This window comes from Collinsella sp. AF25-2LB, from assembly GCF_003458415.1.
GTDB lineage: Bacteria > Actinomycetota > Coriobacteriia > Coriobacteriales > Coriobacteriaceae > Collinsella.
This window is the reverse complement of the sequence record NZ_QRUF01000014.1, coordinates 1-21223: the sequence shown is the minus strand read 5'-3', so window position 1 is coordinate 21223 and position 21223 is coordinate 1. Positions and strand designations below refer to the sequence as shown.

Annotated in this window: 19 protein-coding genes; all 19 read left to right on the top strand. The window is 60.7% G+C overall.

From position 1 onward, the window contains the following. Positions 1-25: 25 nt before the first annotated feature. Positions 26-892: a pyruvate, water dikinase regulatory protein gene (locus DWY51_RS07270; protein WP_117770366.1), complete on the top strand. Its 867-nt coding sequence runs from the start codon at positions 26-28 to the stop codon at positions 890-892. Between the two features lie 249 nt (positions 893-1141). Continuing rightward, positions 1142-3892 (top strand): pyruvate, phosphate dikinase, encoded by a 2751-nt coding sequence (gene ppdK / locus DWY51_RS07265; protein WP_117770365.1) that lies wholly within the window; start codon positions 1142-1144, stop codon positions 3890-3892. Positions 3893-4102: 210 nt separating this feature from the next. Next, positions 4103-4444: a 50S ribosomal protein L19 gene (gene rplS, locus DWY51_RS07260; protein ID WP_006236098.1), complete on the top strand. Its 342-nt coding sequence runs from the start codon at positions 4103-4105 to the stop codon at positions 4442-4444. 93 nt (positions 4445-4537) lie between these two features. Further along, on the top strand, positions 4538-5326 hold the full coding sequence (locus DWY51_RS07255) for a ribonuclease HII (RefSeq protein WP_055309871.1): 789 nt from the start codon (positions 4538-4540) through the stop codon (positions 5324-5326). 189 nt (positions 5327-5515) lie between these two features. After that, entirely contained in the window at positions 5516-6001 is a 486-nt protein-coding gene (locus tag DWY51_RS07250) for a YraN family protein (protein ID WP_055309872.1), read from the top strand. Further along, the gene (locus DWY51_RS07245) at positions 6001-7524 is read left to right on the top strand and encodes a YifB family Mg chelatase-like AAA ATPase (RefSeq protein WP_055309873.1); all 1524 of its coding nucleotides are present in this window, start codon (positions 6001-6003) and stop codon (positions 7522-7524) included. Before DWY51_RS07250 ends, DWY51_RS07245 begins: the two co-directional genes overlap by 1 nt. Further along, on the top strand, positions 7521-8456 hold the full coding sequence (locus tag DWY51_RS07240) for a DNA-processing protein DprA (protein ID WP_369832483.1): 936 nt from the start codon (positions 7521-7523) through the stop codon (positions 8454-8456). Before DWY51_RS07245 ends, DWY51_RS07240 begins: the two co-directional genes overlap by 4 nt. Before the next feature lie 14 nt (positions 8457-8470). Then, a complete protein-coding gene (gene trmFO / locus DWY51_RS07235; protein ID WP_117770364.1) occupies positions 8471-9808 on the top strand; it encodes a methylenetetrahydrofolate--tRNA-(uracil(54)-C(5))-methyltransferase (FADH(2)-oxidizing) TrmFO in 1338 nt (445 codons plus the stop codon). Then, the gene (locus DWY51_RS07230; RefSeq protein WP_117770363.1) at positions 9805-10725 is read left to right on the top strand and encodes a tyrosine recombinase; all 921 of its coding nucleotides are present in this window, start codon (positions 9805-9807) and stop codon (positions 10723-10725) included. The genes trmFO and DWY51_RS07230 overlap by 4 nt, the downstream gene beginning before the upstream one ends. A gap of 219 nt (positions 10726-10944) precedes the next feature. Next, positions 10945-11673 (top strand): 30S ribosomal protein S2, encoded by a 729-nt coding sequence (gene rpsB, locus DWY51_RS07225; protein ID WP_006236109.1) that lies wholly within the window; start codon positions 10945-10947, stop codon positions 11671-11673. Between the two features lie 45 nt (positions 11674-11718). Next, the gene (tsf, locus tag DWY51_RS07220; RefSeq protein WP_022094736.1) at positions 11719-12588 is read left to right on the top strand and encodes a translation elongation factor Ts; all 870 of its coding nucleotides are present in this window, start codon (positions 11719-11721) and stop codon (positions 12586-12588) included. A 117-nt stretch (positions 12589-12705) separates the two neighbouring features. Continuing rightward, positions 12706-13428, top strand: coding sequence for a UMP kinase (gene pyrH, locus DWY51_RS07215; RefSeq protein ID WP_035138557.1), 723 nt, complete (start codon positions 12706-12708; stop codon positions 13426-13428). A gap of 2 nt (positions 13429-13430) precedes the next feature. Continuing rightward, positions 13431-13967 carry a ribosome recycling factor gene (frr, locus tag DWY51_RS07210; protein WP_006236112.1) on the top strand — a complete coding sequence of 179 codons (537 nt, stop codon included), beginning with the start codon at positions 13431-13433 and terminating at the stop codon, positions 13965-13967. A 1-nt stretch (position 13968) separates the two neighbouring features. Beyond that, on the top strand, positions 13969-14763 hold the full coding sequence (locus DWY51_RS07205; protein ID WP_055309876.1) for an isoprenyl transferase: 795 nt from the start codon (positions 13969-13971) through the stop codon (positions 14761-14763). A 2-nt stretch (positions 14764-14765) separates the two neighbouring features. Then, positions 14766-15665 (top strand): phosphatidate cytidylyltransferase, encoded by a 900-nt coding sequence (locus DWY51_RS07200; protein WP_233504656.1) that lies wholly within the window; start codon positions 14766-14768, stop codon positions 15663-15665. Next, positions 15665-16852: a 1-deoxy-D-xylulose-5-phosphate reductoisomerase gene (dxr, locus tag DWY51_RS07195; protein WP_117770362.1), complete on the top strand. Its 1188-nt coding sequence runs from the start codon at positions 15665-15667 to the stop codon at positions 16850-16852. Before DWY51_RS07200 ends, dxr begins: the two co-directional genes overlap by 1 nt. Before the next feature lie 25 nt (positions 16853-16877). Next, on the top strand, positions 16878-18239 hold the full coding sequence (locus DWY51_RS07190) for an RIP metalloprotease (RefSeq protein ID WP_117770361.1): 1362 nt from the start codon (positions 16878-16880) through the stop codon (positions 18237-18239). A 13-nt stretch (positions 18240-18252) separates the two neighbouring features. Beyond that, positions 18253-19335: a flavodoxin-dependent (E)-4-hydroxy-3-methylbut-2-enyl-diphosphate synthase gene (gene ispG / locus DWY51_RS07185; RefSeq protein ID WP_117770360.1), complete on the top strand. Its 1083-nt coding sequence runs from the start codon at positions 18253-18255 to the stop codon at positions 19333-19335. Continuing rightward, positions 19336-21057: a proline--tRNA ligase gene (locus DWY51_RS07180; RefSeq protein ID WP_233504655.1), complete on the top strand. Its 1722-nt coding sequence runs from the start codon at positions 19336-19338 to the stop codon at positions 21055-21057. It begins immediately after the preceding gene. Positions 21058-21223: the final 166 nt, after the last annotated feature.

Below are 21223 nucleotides of genomic sequence, written 5' to 3'. Positions count from 1 at the left end.
CGTGTAAGCGCAAAAGGAGCCCCGCATGGATTGCCCGGTCACCGCTCGTCCCACCGTTATCGTTATCTCCGACTCGCTCGGTGATACCGCTTGTGAGGTGGTGCTTGCGGCGTCCGGGCAATTTGATGAAGGGGCTTTTCGTCTCTTGCGCCTGCCCAAGGTGAACTCGGTGGAGCAGGTCAAGTCGTTTGTGGGTCCGCGCGTCGATGCCGATCATCGCGATATTGCCGTGTTCCACACCATTGTCGATCCGGCGCTTCGCGCCCGTGTGCTCGATTACCTGGGCATGCTGCATATCCGTTCGGTCGACCTGATCGGCCCGACGCTCGCTGTGCTGTCGTCGCTCATCGGTGTGCCGCCCAAGGGCGTTGCGGGCGTGATTCACAAGACCGATGACCGCTATTTCCATCGTATCGAGGCCATGGAGTATTTCGTTGAGCACGATGACGGGCGCGGCTGCGACGATCTGTCGGGTGCCGATATCGTGCTGCTGGGCGTATCGCGTACGTCCAAGACGCCGCTGTCGATGTATTTGGCCTATCAGGGCTACAAGGTCGCCAATGTCCCACTGGCGCATGGCATGGAGCCGCCCAAGTCGATTTACGAGGTCGACCCGATGCGCCTGTTCGGCCTGATTTCGACCGTCGATGTGATTTCCGAAATTCGCGATAGCCGCTTGGGCGATGACTACGCTCGTGCCGTTGCCGGCTCCTATGCCGAGCCTGAGAGCGTGCACAGCGAGCTCGAGGAAGCCCGTGCGCTCATGAAGCGCCTAGGCTGCTTTGTGGTGCGTACCGACGGCAAGGCCATCGAGGAAAGCGCAGCCGAGATCATTAGCCACTTGGAGGAAATCCAAGAAGCCCGTGCCCGCCGCGCCGCCCGTCGAGCCTAATAGTAGCAGCATTTTGATAAAGCGATTTAGCAAAAATATCGCATCTGACCTGCACTTTCTTACAGTGGTATATTCATAAGGTAACCACCTTTACCTACCGTTTACCGCCAGTTTTAGCACGTTTACCAAACCGCGCATCCTCTGCTTAAGCCCGCTCAAAACCCGCCGTATAGTTCCCTCACGGCCCGCATTTGGCGGGTCGATTCGTTACCACGGTCGTGCGCGTAAGTGCATGAAAGGGGAAGTATCGTGAGCGATTGCAAGAGGGTTTACCGTTTTGGAACCGACGCCCAGGGCACCTGTGTCACTGAGGGCGACAAGTCCATGAACTTCGTGCTTGGCGGCAAGGGCGCAAACCTTGCCGAGATGAGCCGCATCGGCCTGCCGGTTCCCGGTGGCTTTACCATTACCTGCCAGACTTGCGTCGAGTACTCCGGTGCCGGCAACGTGTGGCCCGAGGGCGCACTCGATGAGATCGTTGCTGCCGAGGCGGACCTCGAGGCCCGCTGCGGCAAGAAGCTCGGCGACGCCTCCGATCCGCTGCTCGTGTCGGTTCGTTCGGGCGCTCCGTTCTCCATGCCCGGCATGATGGACACGGTCCTCAACTTAGGCCTCAACGACGACTCCGTTCAGGGGCTCATCGCCCAGACGCAAAATCCGCGTTTTGCTTGGGATAGCTACCGCCGCTTTATTCAGATGTTCTCCAACGTCGTTATGGGCGTTGACGCCGACCTGTTCGAGAACGCCCTGACCCAGGCCCGTCTGGTCGCCGGCGTTCGCGTCGATTCCGAGCTTTCGGCTGAGGACCTGCAGGAACTCGTCGAGACCTTTAAGGGCATCTTCTCCGAGAACGTCGATGCCTCCCTGTATCCCGAGCTCGAGGTCGCTGACGGCAAGCCCGTCTTCCCGCACGACCCGGAGCTTCAGCTACGCCTTGCCATCCAGGCCGTCTTTGGCAGCTGGATGAACGAGCGTGCCTGCATCTACCGCAAGCAGCATGGCATTTCCGACGACCTCGGCACCGCCGTCAACGTGCAGGCCATGGCCTTTGGCAACAAGGGCGAGACCTCTGCGACGGGCGTCGCCTTTACGCGTAATCCGGCCGACGGCACCAAGGAGTTCTACGGCGATTTTCTGGTTAACGCCCAGGGCGAGGACGTCGTCGCCGGCATCCGCAACACCGAGCCCATTGCCGACCTCAAGACCACCCCGGGCCTCGAGTCCGCAGGTGAGGAGCTCGAGCGCGTGTTCCTGACGCTCGAGGATCATTATCGCGATATGTGCGATATCGAGTTCACCATCGAGCAGGGCAAGCTCTGGATGCTCCAGACCCGCGTGGGCAAGCGCACCGCCACCGCCGCCCTGCGCATCGCTATCGAAATGGTCGAGGAGGGCCTGATCACCCGCGAGGAGGCCGTGAGCCGCATCGATCCCGCGCAGCTCGACCAACTCCTGCACCCGCAGTTTGACGCCTCCAAGAAGTACGAGGCGCTGGCCAGCGGTCTGAACGCCAGCCCCGGTGCCGCCGTGGGCGAGGTCGTGTTCTCGAGCGACGACGCCGTCACGCGTTCCGCCGAGGGCCACAAGGTCATTCTGGTTCGTTGGGAGACCAACCCCGACGACCTGAAGGGCATGGTCGCCGCCGAGGGCATCCTGACCAGCCACGGTGGCAAGACGAGTCATGCCGCCGTTATCGCCCGCGGCATGGGTACGCCCTGCGTCTGTGGCGTTGAGCGCTTCCATATCGACGCCGCCGAGAAGGTCGTGCGCATCGAGGGCAGCGACCGCGTGCTGCGCGAGGGCGATGTCATCTCCATCGACGGCACCCAGGGCATCGTCGTCGACGGCGCCGTCGACCTGGTCTCCGCCGAGCTTACCGGCGATCTGGACACCATCCTGTCCTGGGCCGACGAGATTCGCCTGGACGAGACCTGTGGCCATGCCAACCATGTGCGCGTCAACGCCGACAATCCCGAGGATGCCGAGCTTGCGCTCGAGTTTGGCGCCGAGGCCATCGGCCTGTGCCGCACCGAGCACATGTTCCTGGGCGACCGCAAGAACATCATCCAGAGCTTTATCCTGTCTGACGATGAGGCCGTGAAGCAGCAGGCCCTGGCCGACCTGCTCAAGGTTCAGACCGAGGACTTCCTGGCGATGTTCAAGACCATGTCCGGTCGCGATGTGGTCGTCCGCCTGCTCGATCCGCCGCTTCATGAGTTCCTGGATAATCCTCGCGAGCTCGAGGTCGCCATCACCAAGAAGGAAGCCGCCGGCGCCAGCGAGGAAGAGCTTGCAGCCCTGCGCGCCCGCCTGCGTCGTATCGACGGCATGGTCGAGTCGAACCCCATGCTCGGCCTGCGCGGCGTTCGCCTGTCCGTCGTCTTTAGCGATCTGCCACTCATGCAGGTTCGCGCCGTCGCCACGGCTGCTGCCCGCCTTATCAAGGAGGGCGTCGACCCGCGACCCGAGATCATGGTTCCGCTCGTCTCCATCACGGCGGAGCATGTCCAGACCCGCGAGGTCATCGAGCGGGTAATCGCCGAGGTTTCTGCCGAGGAGGGCGTCGAGCTCAATATTCCCGTGGGCACGATGCTCGAGCTGCCACGCGCCTGCATGGTCGCTGACGAGATCGCGCGTCATGCCGACTTCTTCTGCTTTGGCACCAACGACCTCACCCAGACCACCTTCGGCTTCTCTCGTGACGATGCCGAGGCTAAGTTCATCCCGCTGTACATGCACAAGAAGATCTTGAAGGACAACCCCTTCGAGACCATTGACACGGCGGTGCTCGAGCTGGTGCGCATGGCCGTCGAGAAGGGCCGCGCCACCAACCCCGACATGCACTTTGGCGTGTGCGGCGAGCACGGCGGCGACCCCAAGTCCATCAAGGGTCTGTTTAATGTGGCCGACGTGGACTACGTGTCCTGCTCGCCCTACCGCGTGCCCCTCGCACGCCTGGCTGCCGCCCAGGCCAAGCTCGAGGCGAAGCGCTCCGCCTAACGTTTTGGGTTCAGACGCCTAACGTAGCCCCCCTTCATGCCGTCCGTCTCATTCGTGAGGCGGACGGTTATCATGTGCGGGTTTTGTCTTTTTGTCTGCGTAAAAAATTGTTCTTGCAGCAGAAACCCGCGCGTGTATACTCGAATACGTTTGTTCAACTACGTGCCGGCCAGAGTGGTACGGCACCTCTAGAAGAGTAAGGAATTGCACATGGATTACATCCGCGCAATCGAGCGTCAGCAGATCCGCGAGGACATTCCTCAGGTTCGCGTCGCCGACAACGTCAAGGTTCACTACCGCATTAAGGAAGGCGACCGCGAGCGCATCCAGGTCTTCCAGGGCGACGTCATCCGCATGGCCGGCGCCGGTGCCCGCGAGACCTTCACCGTCCGCAAGATGTCCTTCGGTGTCGGTGTTGAGCGTACCTTCCCGCTTCACAGCCCCAAGATCGCCAAGCTCGAGGTCGTTCGTCACGGTCGCGTCCGTCGCGCCAAGCTGTACTACCTCCGCGACAAGGTGGGCAAGGCTGCTCGCATCCCCGAGAAGCGCTAAGAAGATCGCAGCGTCTGTCCACTCGTTTGGACGTAAGGGTCACCTTCGGGTGGCCCTTCTTTTTATCTGATTTGCATGCAAGGAGGGCCTGGTATGGCCAATATGACGAGCTCGGTTTCGGCATCGCAGGTTGCCGGAGAGCTGGCGAGCGCAACGTTTGAGGAGATCCCCGCCCTCGTGGAGCATTATCGCGAGGACCCGCGCCAGCAGGTGATCAAGGCTTGTGAACGCGCCCTCAAACGCCATTCCAAAGAGGTTGCCGAGCGCGAGCGCGTCAATGGCATGTACGAGCTTATGCATGAGCTTGGCGGCGATGGGGTGGTCGTTGGTGTCGACGAGGTGGGCCGTGGCTCGGTAGCGGGTCCCTTAACCGTGTGTGCCGTGTGCCTTCCCATGGAGCCGCGCGTCTGGGGCATCAACGATTCCAAAAAGCTCACGCCGGCGCGCCGCGAGCTGCTCTCTGTGAAGATTGCCGAGGTGGCGACGGCGATTGGTTTTTGCCATATCGCGCCTAAGGATATCGATGAGATGGGTATGGCCCGCGCCATCCGCGTTGCCGTCGCGGGCGCCGTGGCCGATACGGGACTTGAACCCGACTGCGTCCTCATGGATGGCAACCCCTTGGGCGCCGTTCCCAATGAGCGCGACGTGGTGAAGGGCGATGCCAAGATCGCCTGTATCGCCGCGGCGTCCATCATGGCCAAGGTCACGCGTGACGAGATGATGGTCGAGTACGACGCCGAGTACCCCGAGTACCATCTGGCCGAGTCGAAGGGCTATGCGAGCCCCGAGCACATCGAGGCCATTCGCAAACATGGACTTTGTCCGCTGCACCGCGTGAGCTTTTGCGGAAACTTTCTGCAGACTGAGCGCCTTTTCTAGGTCAATTGTGGAGACAGGGACCTCTGGGGTTTTATAAACCTGCTGGTAGCGGGCCGTATGCAACACCATTGCTGCGTACGGCCCGTTTTTTGACGGCATTTGGTCAGCTTTTGGTTTGCTTCCGGTACTTACCCGCATGAAAGGTGCTCTCATCATCGGGGCAATGCAGTGTGCGGGAAAGGAGACCCCATGAGTGCCGCAAGCAAAAAGAGTAAGACGCAGCAGCTCAAGGAGTGTTGGGAAAACGGCAAGCTCGACTGCGGGGCGATGACGCCCGAGTTTATCAAGGGACTCAGTCCTCGCGAGCTGGGCATGCTGGGCGAGCTGATCACCATCGACTACTTTAACGAGCGCGGCTACACCTTGCTGGAGCAGGGTTATCGTTGCACCGAGGGCGAGGCCGACCTGGTGCTGCTCGATGAGCTCGACGATGTCGTGGTGATGGCCGAGGTCAAGACCAGACGCGTTGCGCTGGATTGCAGCACGCGGGTCTTTCCCGAGGAGGCCGTGGACGCCCAAAAGCAACGTCGCTACCGCCGCATCGCAAGTTGCTATCTCATGGAGCATTATCCGCTCAAGGCGATTCGCTTCGATGCCGTGGGCGTTACCATTCGCGGCGGGCATATCGCCGAGATCGAGCACCAGTACAACGCGTTCGATTGGCAGGTGTCGTGATGGCGTTCGAGACGTTTGCCGTTCACGCGGCCTGCATCCGCGGCGTCGAGGCGATTCCCGTCACGGTCGAGGTCTCGCTTGCCGGCGGCGTTCCGGGCATCCAGATGCTCGGCATACCGAGTATGGAGGTGATGGAGTCGCGCGGTCGTATTCGCTGCGCGATGCGCTCCGCCGGGTTCGAGATCCCGCGCTCGGGCATTACGGTCAATCTGGCGCCCGGCGATATCCGCAAGACCGGTAGCGGCTTTGATCTGCCCATCGCCATCGCGGTATTGGCGGCCGATGGGCAGATTCCCCGCGACAACCTCGATCGTTGTCTTATCGCTGGTGAGCTTGGCTTGGACGGTACGGTGCTTCCTGTCAAGGGCGAGGTGGCGTTTCAGTTATTGGCGCGTGATTTGGGGCTGTCCTTTATCGCCGGCAGGTCAGACCAGCATGTGCCACTCGCGGGCGTGGATTGCGGATTCATCGATCATTTGTCTCAGCTTGCTCATGGTATGGGCGATGCCGCGCGGCACTACTTGGATTCCGAGGGCGTCGAAGCGACCTTTGAGCCTGAGCTCGACTATGCCGACGTGCTGGGGCAGGAAGTCGCTAAACGCGGCATGGCGCTTGCGGCGGCAGGAGAACTCGGCTTGCTCATGATCGGGTCTCCGGGATCGGGCAAGACGATGCTCGCACGCCGTATGACCGGCATCCTGCCCGAGCTTTCCGTTGAGGATCAGCAGGAGGCACTGTGCATCCATTCGGTTTTGGGTGAGAACATTGATGGCTTGTTGGCGGGGCACCGCCCCTTCCGCAGTCCCCACCACAGTATTTCGACCGCAGGCCTTATCGGCGGCGGGCGCCCGGTGCACCCGGGTGAGATCAGCCTTGCTCATGGCGGCGTGCTCTTTTTGGACGAGCTTGCCGAGTTTCCCACGGGTGTACTGCAGACGCTCAGACAGCCTATCGAGCGCGGCTACGTGAGGATCGTACGCGTCGATGGGGCTTTTACCTTCCCGTCGCGCTTTCAGCTGCTGGCTGCGAGCAATCCCTGCCCCTGCGGCTTTTTGGGCGATCGCGAGGTACCGTGTCGCTGCTCGGCGGCGATGGTCGAGCGCTATCGGTCTAAACTGCGCGGTCCTTTGGCCGACCGTATCGACATGATGATCGATGTGACCCGTCCCGACCCTCAAGTGATTATCGAGGGCGCAGAGGGTATGTCGTCGGCCGAGTTACGTGACTACGTTGTGCGCGGTCGCGCTTTTCGCGCTTGGCGCGAGTCCCGTATGGACGATGCGGATGCCGAGGCCGAGGATGACGAGACGCGGTCCATTGACGGCGTCGTTTCGACCTTCGAGCTCGATGATGCTGCCGAGAAATGCGTACTCGGCCTATCCAAACGCACGCATCTCACGGGCCGCGGCATCGTACGCCTGGTGCGTATCGCGCGTACAATCGCTGACGTCGCCGAGAGCGAGCAAGTGACGCAGGACCACGTGCTCGAGGCGGCGATGTACCAGGGAAGGAGGGACCAATGATGGCCGAGGGGACCTTTGAGCTGCATCCAGGTGATGCATTGTATCCCGAGACCGTTTTGGAGCTTTCTGATGTACCCCAGACGCTCTATGTGTGTGGCAACCCCGAGGTGCTTTCGACGCCCGCGCTCTCCATCATCGGCGCGCGTAAGGCCTCGCCGTATGGTCTTGCCGTGGCAGAGCTTGCGGCAAAGGTGGCGGTCGAGGCGGGAGTGACGGTAGTTTCGGGCGGCGCGGTCGGTTGTGACCAGGCCTCGGGTTGGGCTGCGGTCAACGCCGGCGGCAAACACGTCGTGGTGCTGGGGACGGGCGCCGACGTGGTCTACCCGCGTTCGAGCGCGGGGCTTATTACTCGCACGCTCGATACGGGTGGCGCGGTCGTGTCGATCTCTCCGTGGGGCATGGGTCCGCGCAAGTTCGCCTTTCCGCGCCGCAATCGCGTGATCGCGGCCCTGTCGCAAGCCCTCTTTGTATCCGAGGCGGGTATGCCTTCTGGGACGTTTTCTACAGCCGAGGCTGCTATGGATTTGGGGCGCGAACTTCTTGCCGTGCCGGGGTCGATCCTATCGCCCGAGTCGCGTGGCACGAATTACCTCATTGCGAACGGTGCCTGCTGCATCATCGACGAGGAATCTATCGAGATGGCTATCTCACGCATCTACGGAACCCTGCGCTACTCGCGCCCCGATGCTCCCGGCATTGCCGACCTGGATCCAACGCAGCAGACCGTGATGCATGCGCTCATCGCATCTCCGCTCAAGGTCGACGACATCGCGGCGCTCGTCTCGCTCGATGCAGTTGGCGTACTCAAACTCTTGGGTTCGCTTGAACTCGAGGGCCTTATCGAGCGCATGATGGATGGAAGGTATGCGCCCTCCAAGTTTGCCCTTCACGCCCAGACGCCCTTCGGTCACAATGGAAAACGTGTCAATTAGAAAGGTGTTTGCAGATGCAGTTCGATCAGGTGACAGTTATCGGTGGCGGTCTGGCGGGTTCGGAGTGCGCGATCCAGCTGGCAGATCGCGGGTTTGCCGTAAAGCTGTGCGAGATGCGCCCCCAGGTGAGCTCCCCGGCCCACCATACCGATCACCTGGCAGAGCTCGTCTGCTCCAATTCGTTTAAGTCGACCCGTCCGGATTCCGCGGCTGGTTTGCTGAAGGCCGAGCTTGAGCGCATGGGTTCAGTCCTGCTCGATTGCGCCCATCGCGCGGCTGTTCCCGCCGGTGGCGCCTTGGCGGTCGACCGCGTCAAGTTTTCCGAGCTTGTCGAGGCCGAGGTTGCCGCTCGTCCCAATATCGAGGTCGTGCACGGCGAGGTCACGCAGATTCCCGAGGGCCAGGTGGTCATTGCCGCGGGCCCGCTGTGTTCACCGGCGCTGAGCGAAGAGGTCATGAAGCTCGTCGGCGGCGACGCCCTTGCGTTTTTCGATGCCGCGGCGCCGATCGTCGATGCCTCCACGCTCGATATGGACGTGCTGTTCTCGCAGTCGCGCTACGAGGAGCAGGGGAGCGGCGACTATCTCAACGCTCCGCTCAATAAGGAAGAGTACGAGGCCTTTATCGAGGCGCTTACCACGGCCGACCGCGTGGTGCTCAAAGACTTTGAGGGCGGCGATCTGTTCCAGGCCTGCCAGCCTGCCGAGGAAGTTGCGCGCACCGGCAAGGACGCCATTCGCTTTGGCGCCATGAAGCCCGTCGGCCTCACCGACCCGCGTACCGGACGTCGCCCCTGGGCGGCAATTCAGCTGCGTGCCGAGAACAAGGAGAAGACCGCCTATAACCTGGTTGGCTTCCAGACCAACTTGACCTTTGGCGAGCAGAAGCGCGTCTTCCATATGGTGCCGGGCCTGGAGAACGCTGAGTTCTTCCGCTACGGTGTCATGCACCGCAATACCTTTGTCGACGCCCCGCATGTGCTCGATGGCACCTTTGCCGTGCCCGGTACCGGTGTGCGCCTGGCCGGTCAGATCACCGGCACCGAGGGGTACATGGAAGCCGTGGCGACCGGTCTTCTCGCGGCGCTCAACACCTATGCCGAGGCTATCGGTGCCGCGGGCGTCGAGTTGCCGCGTGTGGGCGCCCTAGGTGCGCTCGTGGGCTATGCGACCGATCCTGCCACCGTGGGCTATCAGCCCATGCATGTCAACTTTGGCCTGGTGCCGCCACTCGAGGATGGTAAGCGCCGCAGCAAGCGCGACCGCTACCAGGCCTATGCGGACCGTGCGCTCGAGGCCCTCGATGCCTACTTGGCCACGCGTTCCGACTTGTTTGGAGGCGACCGGTCATAGCCTTTGACCTGTACGACACCGTCGACTCGTTTATCGCCTATATCGCACGCGTCGAGGGACTTTCTCCCAACACGGTGACGGCCTATGGCTCGAGGCTGGAGCGCTTCGCTGCCTGGTGCGAGCGCGAGGATATCGATGCTTTCGCTGCCGACGTGCGCACCATTCGTCGCTATCTTGCCGAGCTTTCGCGTGAGCAGGTGGCTCCCCGAACGCTTGCGGCGCACCTGTCGGCTATTCGATCTCTCTATCGCTGGATGGCTGCCGAGGGGATTGTCGAGGGCGATGCGGTCTCGGCGATCGCATCGCCCAGGCTGCCGCGTGACCTGCCGGGTGTCCTTACGACCCAGCAGGTTGAGGCGCTGCTCAAGACGCCTGATACCTCGACGCCCGCGGGACTGCGCGATGCGGCGATGCTTGAGTTGCTCTATGCCTCCGGCGCGCGAATCTCGGAGCTCGCGGCGCTCAACGTGGAGTCTATTGGTTGGTCCGAGCGAACGCTGCGACTTTGGGGCAAGGGGAGCAAGGAGCGTATCGTCCCTCTGTATCGTCGTGCGCTCGATGTGACGCGTCTCTATATTGAGGAGGGGAGGCCGGAGTTGCTCGCTCAGGCAAAGCGCCGCGACCTCGCTACTGGGCCGCATCCGCTGCTTATATCGGCGCGTGGCAATCGCATGAGCGCCGCCATGCTCCGGCGGCGGTTCCATACGCTGGCGACGCTCGCCGGCATTCCGGCCGACATCGCCCCGCATGCGATGCGCCATACCTTTGCGACCGACTTGCTTGAGGGCGGTGCGGACCTGCGCTCGGTTCAAGAGCTGCTGGGTCATGCGAGCCTGTCCACGACGCAAATCTACACGCATCTCACGCCCGATCGGCTCAAGCGTGCCGTGGCTCAAGCCCATCCCCGCGGCGAATAGTGGCTGGGACGTCCCGCGCCGCACTCAGGTGTGTGGTTTTGATTGCGGGTTGGCAGAAAGAAGCATTCCTGCTATCATTCATCGGGTTGCTTCACGGCAACATGTTTTTATCACGCACGCGCGGCTACTTCATACCGTGGTGCCCGGGCTTTGGTAGCACATGTCCGGGTTGGTTTTGGAGGATGACCCCGCGCGGAGGCAAACCACAGGAGGTTTAACATGGCTACCAAGATTAATATCCGCACCCTGCTCGAGGCCGGCTGCCACTTCGGTCACCAGACCCGTCGCTGGAACCCCAAGATGAAGCCGTTCATCTTTGGTGAGCGCAACGGCATCTACATCCTCGACCTCAAGCAGACCATCCTCGACGCCGACCAGGCCTATACATTCGTCAAGAACGTCGCTAAGGGCGGCAACGTGCTGTTCGTCGGCACCAAGAAGCAGGCTCAGGAGGCCGTCAAGAACGCTGCTGAGCGCGCCAACATGCCTTACATCAACCAGCGTTGGCTCGGCGGTATGCTGACCAACTTCGTCACCATCCGCTCCCGCATCAACCGCATGGAGGAGCTCGAGGCCATGGTCGAGGACGGCCGCATGGCTGTTCTGCCCAAGAAGGAGCAGGCTGTTCTCGGCAAGGAGCTCACCAAGCTCCAGACCAACCTCGGTGGCGCCCGCGACATGAAGGGTCTGCCCCAGGCTCTCTTCGTCATCGACACCAAGCGCGAGGAGAACGCCATCAAGGAGGCTCAGCGCCTGAACATCCCCGTCGTCGCCCTGATCGACACCAACTCCGATCCCGACGAGGTCGAGTACGGCATCCCCTGCAACGATGACGCTATCTCCGCTGTCACCCTTATGTGCGAGCTCATGGCTGACGCCTGCCTCGCTGGCTCCGGCAAGGAGCAGGTCTCCGAGGCCGAGATGGCCGCTGAGCCCAAGGCCGAGTAAATCAGTCTTAGTTAATTCTTTTTCATCTCTTTGAAAGGAACCACAATGGCCCAGATTACCGCCGCTATGGTCAAGCAGCTCCGCGAGATGACCGACTCCCCGATGATGGAGTGCAAGAAGGCTCTCGTCGAGGCTGACGGCGACATGGACGCCGCTGTCGACGTTCTGCGTAAGAACGGCCTTGCCAAGGCTGCCAAGAAGGCTGGCCGTGAGACCAACGAGGGCGCTGTCGCCGCGTTCGTCTCCGAGGATGGCAAGACCGGCGCTCTGCTCGAGCTCTCCTGCGAGACCGACTTCGTTGGCTCCAACGCCAAGTTCACCGGCTTTGCTTCCAAGGTCGCTGAGGTTGTCGCTACCACCGAGCCTGCTGACGTCGACGCTCTGCTCGAGAAGCCGATGGGCGAGGAGACCGTTTCCTCCGAGCTCACCGAGATGATTCACATCATGGGCGAGAACATGAAGATCTCCCGCTTCGCTGCCCGCAAGGCCGAGAACGGCGCGCTCGCTTCTTACATCCACATGGGTGGTAAGATCGGCGTCCTCGTCGAGTTCGCCTTCGAGAAGGCCGAGACCGCTCAGGCTGAGTCCTTCAAGACCTTCGCTCACGACGTTGCCCTTCAGGTTGCTGCCGTCGCCCCGATCTGCGCTACCCGCGATCAGGTTCCGGCCGAGACCGTCGAGCACGAGAAGCAGATCTACATGGCCCAGGCTGCCGAGTCCGGCAAGCCCGAGGCTATCCAGGAGAAGATGGCTGTCGGCCGTCTGGAGAAGTTCTACAAGCAGTCCGTGCTCACCGAGCAGGAGTTCATCAAGGACAGCTCCCTCACCATCAAGAAGTACGCTGAGCAGGTCTCCAAGGAGCTCGGCGACACCATTACCGTCGTTGCCTTTGACCGTCTGGTCCGTGGCGAGTAAATAAGCTCTTGTAGCTGGTAATGAGCAGGCTGTGGGTTTTACTCACAGCCTGCTTTTTCATGGCTCTTATCAGAGCCTTTGATATCATATTGAGAGTCTAATTAAAGGAGGATCGCTTTGTCCGACATCCGATATAAACGCGTGCTTCTTAAGCTTTCCGGCGAAGCACTGATGGGCGACGGCCAATATGGCATCGACCCCAAGGTTACCGACCATCTTGCCAAGCAGGTCAAGGAGCTGCTAGCCGTTGGCCATGAGGTCGGCGTCGTTGTCGGCGGCGGCAATATTTTCCGCGGCATGGCCGGCGCTGCCGGTGGCATGGAGCGTGCTCAGGCCGATTATATGGGCATGCTCGCGACCGTTATGAACGCGCTCGCCCTGCAGGATGCCTTCGAGCACAACGATGTTCCCTGCCGCGTGATGAGCGCTATCCAGATGAACGAGATCTGCGAGCCCTATATTCGTCGTCGCGCCATCAACCACCTTTCCAAGGGCAACGTCGTTATTTTTGCTGCCGGTTCGGGCAATCCGTACTTTACGACCGACACCGCCGCGGCTCTTCGTGCGTGCGAGATCGGCGCCGAGATTCTGATTAAAGCCACCAAGGTTGACGGCATCTACGACAAAGATCCCGTCAAGTGCGCCGATGCTGTCCGTTTTGACAAGATTACCTACCACGAGGTTCTTGTCCGCGGTCTGCAGGTTATGGATTCCACGGCTACGGCACTGTGCCAGGATAACCGTATGCCGATTTTGGTCCTCAACATCGATGGCGAGGACACCGTCAAGCGCGCGCTTTCGGGTGAGCCCGTCGGCACGCTCGTCTATCAGGAGGATTAAGCATGGCAGAGAACATCACCGCCCATATGGACAAGTCGCTCGAGTCCCTCAAGCATAACTTCTCCAAGGTCCGTACCGGCCGTGCCAATGCCAACATTCTGTCCGACATCACCGTCGATTATTACGGTGTTCCCACGCCGGTCACGCAGGTTGCCGCCGTCAAGACCCCCGAGGCCCACATGCTGCTCATCGAGCCGTGGGACAAGGCACTCATCAATGCTATCGTCAAGGCCATCGGCGCTTCCGATCTGGGTATTACCCCCAACTCCGATGGCACCGTCGTTCGTCTTCCGTTCCCGGCTCCCACTGAGGAGCGCCGTCGCGAGCTCGTCAAGGAGTGCCGCGAGTACGCCGAGCAGGCCAAGGTGTCTATCCGTAACATCCGTCGCGACTTCAACAACAAGCTCGAGCGCGATGAGGAGCTCACCGAGGACGATGTCCGTCGCGAGCAGGCCAAGGTCCAGAAGCACACTGATGAGTATGTCGCCAAGGTCGAGGAGCTTCTGAAGGAAAAAGAAGCCGAGGTCATGGAGATCTAAGGTGCAATACGACGAGCATAAACTGGTCGAGTACTTTGCCGACGCCCCTGCGGGCGTCGGTTTTTCCGACCTTGACCTTAATAACATTCCGCACCATATCTCGTGCATCATGGACGGTAACGGTCGTTGGGCCACGTCGCGCGGTCTTGCACGCACCGAGGGCCACAAGGCGGGTATCGTCTCCCTGCGCGAGATCATTACCGCATGCGTGCGCTTGGGTGTCGACGTCCTTTCGGCCTATGCGTTTTCCACCGAAAACTGGAATCGTCCGCAGCACGAGGTCAACGTTTTGATGCATTTGTTTGCCAAGACGTTTATCGATGAGTTGCCGCTGCTTAAGCGCGAAAACGTTCGCGTTGTCTTTTTGGGCGATATTTCCGCACTGCCTAAGAAGACCCGCGATGTCTTTGAGCGAGGTCTTGCCGAGTGCGCCAATCACACCGGCATGACGCTGGCGCTTGCCGTCAACTACGGCGCGCGTGCCGAGATTACCCGCGCTGTCCGTCAGATCGCACTCGACGCTGCCGCCGGTAAGATCGATCCTGGCGCAATTGATGACGACATGGTGGCTTCCCACCTCTATACCGCTGGCCTTCCCGATCCTGAGCTTGTGATTCGCACTTCTGGTGAGCTGCGCCTTTCGAACTATCTGCTGTGGCAGGTGGCTTATTCCGAATTCTACGTCACCGATACCTATTGGCCCGACTTTGATCGTTGGGGCCTTGTCGACGCCATTTTGGCCTATCAGGGCCGTGACCGTAGGTTTGGTGGTCTGAGCAAGACCGAGGAGGCTTAATCGTGTCCGATCGTCCCAAGGCAATTGCTCCCAAGACATCTGAGCGCAAGGCTGTCGCTGCGGGAGCGCCCGCAGCGAAGAATGGCACCGGTTCGTGGCTTGCCGGCTTTATCACCCGTGCCGCCGCCGGTATCGTCTATGCCGTTGTCTTTATCCTGTGCCTGGTTTTGGGTATTGTGCCCACGGCCATCTTTGTTTCTGTCATGAGCGGTCTGTGCTGCTATGAGTTTTTCCGTATGACGAGGCTCGATGGCAAGATGGCTAACGAGCGCATGGGTATCGCTGCCGCCGTACTCTTTCCGCTGTCGGCGTTGGGCGATTCGATGTTGCTGAATGCCCTGCTTTTTGCCCTGATGCTCGCTGTGGGCATTTGGTATGTTTGGTCGCCGCGTACCCGCATCTCTGATGTGGCCGTGACGCTCATGGGTCCCATCTACACTGGCTTTATGCTGTCGGCTATCGTGCTGCTGCGCGATGCCGTGCCCGGTTTTGCCGGCGCCCTGCTTTCGGTGGGCGTTTGCGCGTCCCTTTGGGTCTCCGATTCGTTTGCCTACATCGTGGGTAGCCGTATCGGCAAGCACAAGATGGTTCCCAAGATCTCTCCCAAAAAGAGCTGGGAGGGGTTTGTCGGCGGCATCCTGGGCTCGGTTTTGATTTGGCTCATCCTGTGGGCGACGCACTTCTACAAGCTCAGCCTGCCCTATGCGCTGCTGTGCGGCGTGGTCGTGTCCGTCCTGGGCGTTATCGGAGACCTCATCGAGTCGCGCATCAAGCGCGGTGTGGGCGTTAAGGATTCCGGTAACCTTATCCCGGGCCACGGCGGCATGCTCGATCGTAGCGATTCGCTTATCTTTGGCTGCATTACCGCGCAGCTGCTTTTGATGATCGGAGGCGTGCTGTAATGTCCTTCCAGACGACGTATGGCCCCGATGGACGTCTCCGTGTTGCCATCCTGGGTTGTACGGGCTCTATCGGCACCCAGGCGCTCGATGTGTGCCGCCAGCATGCCGATCGCCTGCAGGTGACGGCGCTATCCGTTAACTCCAGTACCTCCGAGCTCGTTGCCGCTGCCCGCGAGTTCTCGGTTCCGGCGGTTGCCGTGGCCGATGTCGCTCATGGCGATGACGCCGTGCTGCAGGAGTTGCCCGAGGGAACGAAGCTCGGCGTTGGCGCGCAGGCGGTTTGCGAGCTCGCGCGTCGCGACGATGTCGACTGCGTGCTCGTTGCTATTGTGGGCGCCGCCGGTCTCGAGGCGAGCCATGCGGCCTTGACCTCGAATAAGCGCCTTGCCCTTGCCAACAAGGAGTCCCTCGTCGTCGGTGGCGACTTGCTTATGCCGTTGGCGCAACCGGGCCAGCTTATTCCAGTCGACTCTGAGCACTCCGCCATCTACCAGTGCTATCTGGGGGAGGACCCGCGCGAGGCTCATTGTATTTGGCTCACCTGCTCGGGCGGTCCGTTCTTTGGCCGCACGCGCGACGAGCTCAATCGCGTGACGCGTGCCGATGCCCTCGCACATCCCACGTGGGCCATGGGCGCCAAGATCACCATCGACTCCGCTACCCTCATGAACAAGGGCCTGGAGCGCATTGAGGCCATGCATCTGTTTAACTGCGGCCTCGATTTCATTAACGTGGTCGTGCAGCGTCAGTCCAAGATTCACTCTATGGTCGAGTTCGCCGACGGCTCCGTGATGGCGCATCTCGGTGCTTCCGACATGCGTATTCCCATCCAGTTCGCGTTCTCGTATCCCGAGCGTTGGGATACCCCGGCGCCTCGTATCGATTTCCGCGAGCTGGGGCAGCTCACGTTTGATGCTGCCGACATGGATACCTTCCGCTGTCTGGCACTGGCCGAGCGTGCCGGCAAGACGGGTGGCACCATGCCGTGCGTGCTCAATGCCGCCAACGAGGTCGCTGTCGATGCCTTCCTGCACGATGGCTGCAGCTTTACCGATATCGATCGCATTGTAGAATCCTGCATGGATGCCCACGATATGCAGGCGGTCGATTCGTTTGAGCAGCTTCGCGACATCGATGCGTGGGCGCGTGAAAAGGCTGCGCAGGTGCTCGCCGCAACCCGTTCCTAACCCATAAGGATTGCTTTTTCGTTTTATGGATACTGTTCTGAGCGTTCTCTCATCGGTCTTTTGGGGCCTGCTGATGCTTTCCGTCCTCGTGTTTTTGCACGAGGGCGGCCACTTTTTGGCGGCGCGTGCCTGCGGCGTCCGTGTGACCGAGTTCTTTTTGGGCCTGCCGTGCCGCTTTGACATCCATTACACGTCGCGTCGCATTGGAACCAAGTTTGGCGTGACCCCGCTGCTGCTGGGTGGCTACGCTGCCATCTGCGGTATGGATCCGACCGACGTCTCCTGCGCCGATCGCGTGCTCGCGGCTATCTATCGTCATGGTCGCGTGACCGTGGCCGACCTTGCTGTCGAGCTCGAGCTATCCGAGGAGGTTGTGCTCGAGGCATGCGCCTTGCTCTTGGGTTGGGGCTCTATCGCGCCTTGGTATGAGGAAGGGGAGAAGCCCTCGCCGAGCTACTATCCCACCAAGTATCAGACGCTGCCGCGAGACGCGGCGGGTTACACCACCTTTGACGGCCGCCGTTTCGATCGAGAACATGCGACTACCGAGGGCGATGTGTGGGAGCTGCCGTGCGGCGAGGCTGATTTCTTGGCGCAAGAGCGCTCGCACACTTATCTGGGCCAGGGTTTTCTCAAGCGCGCCTTTATGCTGCTCGCGGGCATTCTCGTCAATATCCTGACGGGCTTTTTGCTGCTTATGAGCATCTACTCTATTGCGGGTGTCACCGTGCCGATGGATACCAACGTGATTGGTCAGGTTGACGAGGGGTCTATTGCCGCCAAGGCGGGTATCGAGGGCGGCGACGCGATCCTTTCGGTTGACGGAGTATCGTGCTCTACCTGGATGGACGTTTACGATGCTATCGGCAAGGCCGCCGGTAAGGACGATATCGCCATTGAGTATGAGCGCGACGGCAAGCAGCATTCGACCTCGGTTGCGCTCAAAGAGGACGAGCGCCTAGGTGTGTATGCCTCTACGCAGGTGGTCCGTTTAGACCCCATCACGTCGGCTCGCCTTTCGTTCTCCTATGTCGTGCAGACAGCGGAGGGCGTGATGCGCCTGCTCCAGCCGCAGCATACGATGGAGATTCTCGATCAGTCTTCTTCGATTGTGGGCATTAGCGTTATGTCTTCACAGGCTGCTGCTGCCGGCCCTGCCACGTTCCTTTCGTTTGCCGCCCTCATTTCGTTCTCGCTTGGCTTTATGAACCTGCTGCCCATCCCACCACTCGATGGCGGCAAGCTGGTCATCGAGATCATTCAAAAGATTGCTGGCCGCGAGCTTCCGTTCAAGGTCCAGACGATTGTGAGCTATGTGGGCATCGCGCTCTTTGCGCTGCTGTTTGTCTATATGCTTCGTTCCGACATCCTTCGATTTATTCTGTAGGGGAGTGTTTGGATTGTCTTTATCCCATCCTTTGCCTCGCGATTTGACGCGCCCCGTGCATGTGGGCGGTGTGCAGATCGGTGGCGGTGCGCCGGTGGTGGTCCAATCCATGACCTGCACCGATACCGCTGATGCCCAGGCAACACTTGCGCAAGTGTGCGCGTTGGCGCAGGCTGGCTGCGATATCGTGCGTGTGAGCGTGCCCACTGAGGCCGCGCTTGAGGGTTTCCGCACCATCTGTACCGAGTCTCCGGTGCCAATCGTTGCCGATATCCACTTTAACCACAAGCTGGCCATTGGCGCTGTGGAGGCCGGTGCCGCCAAGCTCCGCATCAATCCCGGCAATATCGGCGATTGGGCTAAGGTCGACGCGGTGATTGATGCTGCGGGTGCTGCGGGCTGTGCGATTCGTATCGGCGTCAATGCCGGTTCGCTTGAGCAGGATATCGCCGAGCGCGATGACCTCACGCAGCCCGAAAAGCTCGTGATGTCGAGCGAGCGCTTTGTGCGGCACTTTGAGGATCGTGGGTTTACCAACATAGTGCTTTCCGCCAAGGCCCATAGCGTACAGACGACGCTCGATACCTATCGAGCCCTGTCGCGTGAGATTCCCCACGTTCCGCTTCACCTGGGCGTGACGGAGGCGGGGACCAAGCTCCAGGGCACCATCAAGAGCTCTGTAGGCTTGGGTATCTTGCTTTCCGAAGGCATTGGCGACACCATGCGTGTGTCGCTCACAGCCAATCCGGTTGAGGAGCCGCCGGTTGCCTGGGGTATTCTGCAGTCGTTGGGCCTGCGTCGCCGTGGCCCCGAGATTGTCTCGTGCCCCACATGCGCCCGCTGCCAGGTTAACCTTATTCCCATTGCCGAGGAGGTTACCGAGCGGCTTAAGAACTACTCCGCGCCGCTTTCGATCGCTGTGATGGGATGTGCCGTTAATGGCCCCGGCGAGGCTTCTGATGCCGATCTGGGCGTTGCTTGCGGACGTGGTCAGGCCTTGCTCTTTTCGCATGGCCAGATCATTGGTAAAGTAGCTGAGGACCAAATTGTCGACGCGCTTATGGCCGAGGTCGACAAGCTTATTGAGGAGAAATAAATGACCCGAGCAATGTATATGTCTAAGCTTTATGCGCCGACGCTTAAAGAGGATCCGGCGGACGCTGAGCTCGCCAGCCACCGTCTGCTGCTCCGTGCCGGCATGATCCGCAAGGAGGCCGCCGGTCTATATTCCTACCTGCCGCTTGCTTGGCGCTCGATTCGCAAGATCGAGAACATCGTGCGCGACGAGATGGACGCCGCCGGCGCCCAGGAGCTTATGATGCCTATCATGGTCGACGCCGAGTTGTGGCGCGAGTCCGGCCGCATCGACGCCTATGGTAAGGAGCTTGTGCGCTTTGACGACCGTCATGGTCGCGAGTTCGTCCTGGGCCCCACGCACGAGGAGACCGTCACGGCCTTGGTGCGCAACGAGCTGCGCTCCTATAAGCAGCTGCCTGTCAACCTTTACCACATTCAGGACAAGTTCCGCGACGAGTTCCGTCCCCGCTTTGGCCTGATGCGCGGTCGCGAGTTCATCATGAAGGACGCCTACAGCTTCTCCGCCACGCAGGAGAGCCTGCAGGAGGAGTATGACAAGATGAAGCAGGCCTACGCTAACATCTGCGAGCGCTGCTACATCAAGGCCCTGCCTGTTGTTGCCGACTCTGGTGAGATCGGTGGCGATACCTCCGTTGAGTACATGGCTTTGGCCGACGCTGGCGAGGCTTCGCTGGTCTACTGCGACGATTGCGGCTTTGCTGCCGATGACGAGGCGGCAAGCACCAAGGTCGTCGTGACCGAGGGTCCTGGCGACGGTACGCTTACCAAGGTCGAGACTCCGGGCATGGGCACCATCGAGGCCGTTGCAAAGTTCTTCGGCTTCCCCGAGAACGGTACACGCAAGTCCTTGGCTCTCATTGACGCCGAGGGCAAGCCAGTCGTGGCCATTGTTCCGGGCGACCACGAGCTCAATGATTGCAAGGCCGAGCATGTCTTTGGCAAGGGCTATCGAATGATGACTGATGAGGAGCTCCAGACTTATGGTCTGCATAAGGGCTTTATCGGACCGGTTAACTTGCCCGAGGGCATCCGCCTGGTGTGTGACGAGAGCCTGCGTGAGTCTAAGCAGTGGGCCTGCGGCGCCAACGAGGTCGACTATCACTTTACCGGTGCCTGCCCCGAGCGCGACTTTACCGTCGACGAGTGGGCCGACCTGGTAACCGTTGTGGCCGGCGATCCCTGCCCGCACTGCGGCAAGCCGCTCTCCGCTGCTCGCGGCATCGAGGTCTCCCAGGTCTTCCAGCTGGGCACCAAGTATTCCGAGGCCATGGGTGCCACCTTTATGGACGAGGACGGCAAGGAGAAGCCGCTCATCATGGGCTGCTACGGCGTTGGTGTGTCCCGCTCGCTCGCTGCCGTCGTGGAGCAGCACAACGACGAGCACGGTATCGTCTGGCCGGTCTCCGTTGCCCCGTACGAGGTCGCGGTGATTCCGCTCGATCCCAAGAAGGAGGAGTGCGCTACCGTCTGCGAGCAGATCGTTGATGGCCTGTGCGCCGAGGGTATCGAGGTTGTCGTCGACGACCGCGACGAGCGTCCCGGCTTTAAGTTTGCCGACAACGACCTTATGGGCTTCCCGTTTCAGGTCGTTCTGGGTAAGCGTGGCCTTAAGAATGGCACCGTTGAGCTCAAGGACCGTGCCACGGGTGAGCGCGAGGATGTGGCGATCGACGAGGTCGTCGCCAAGGTCGCCGAGCTTGTGAAGGCTGCCCGTCGCTAATCTACGCTTCTGCTATTAGATGTAATTGCAGGACTGCTCCGTATCTCTCTTAGGATGAGATGCGGAGCAGTCCTTTTTGTTGCGTGAATTAGCTCGACGGGTAAAGGAAAACCCCACAGCCCATTCTGAACTGCCTCCCATTTCTTGGACACAAGAAATGGGAGGC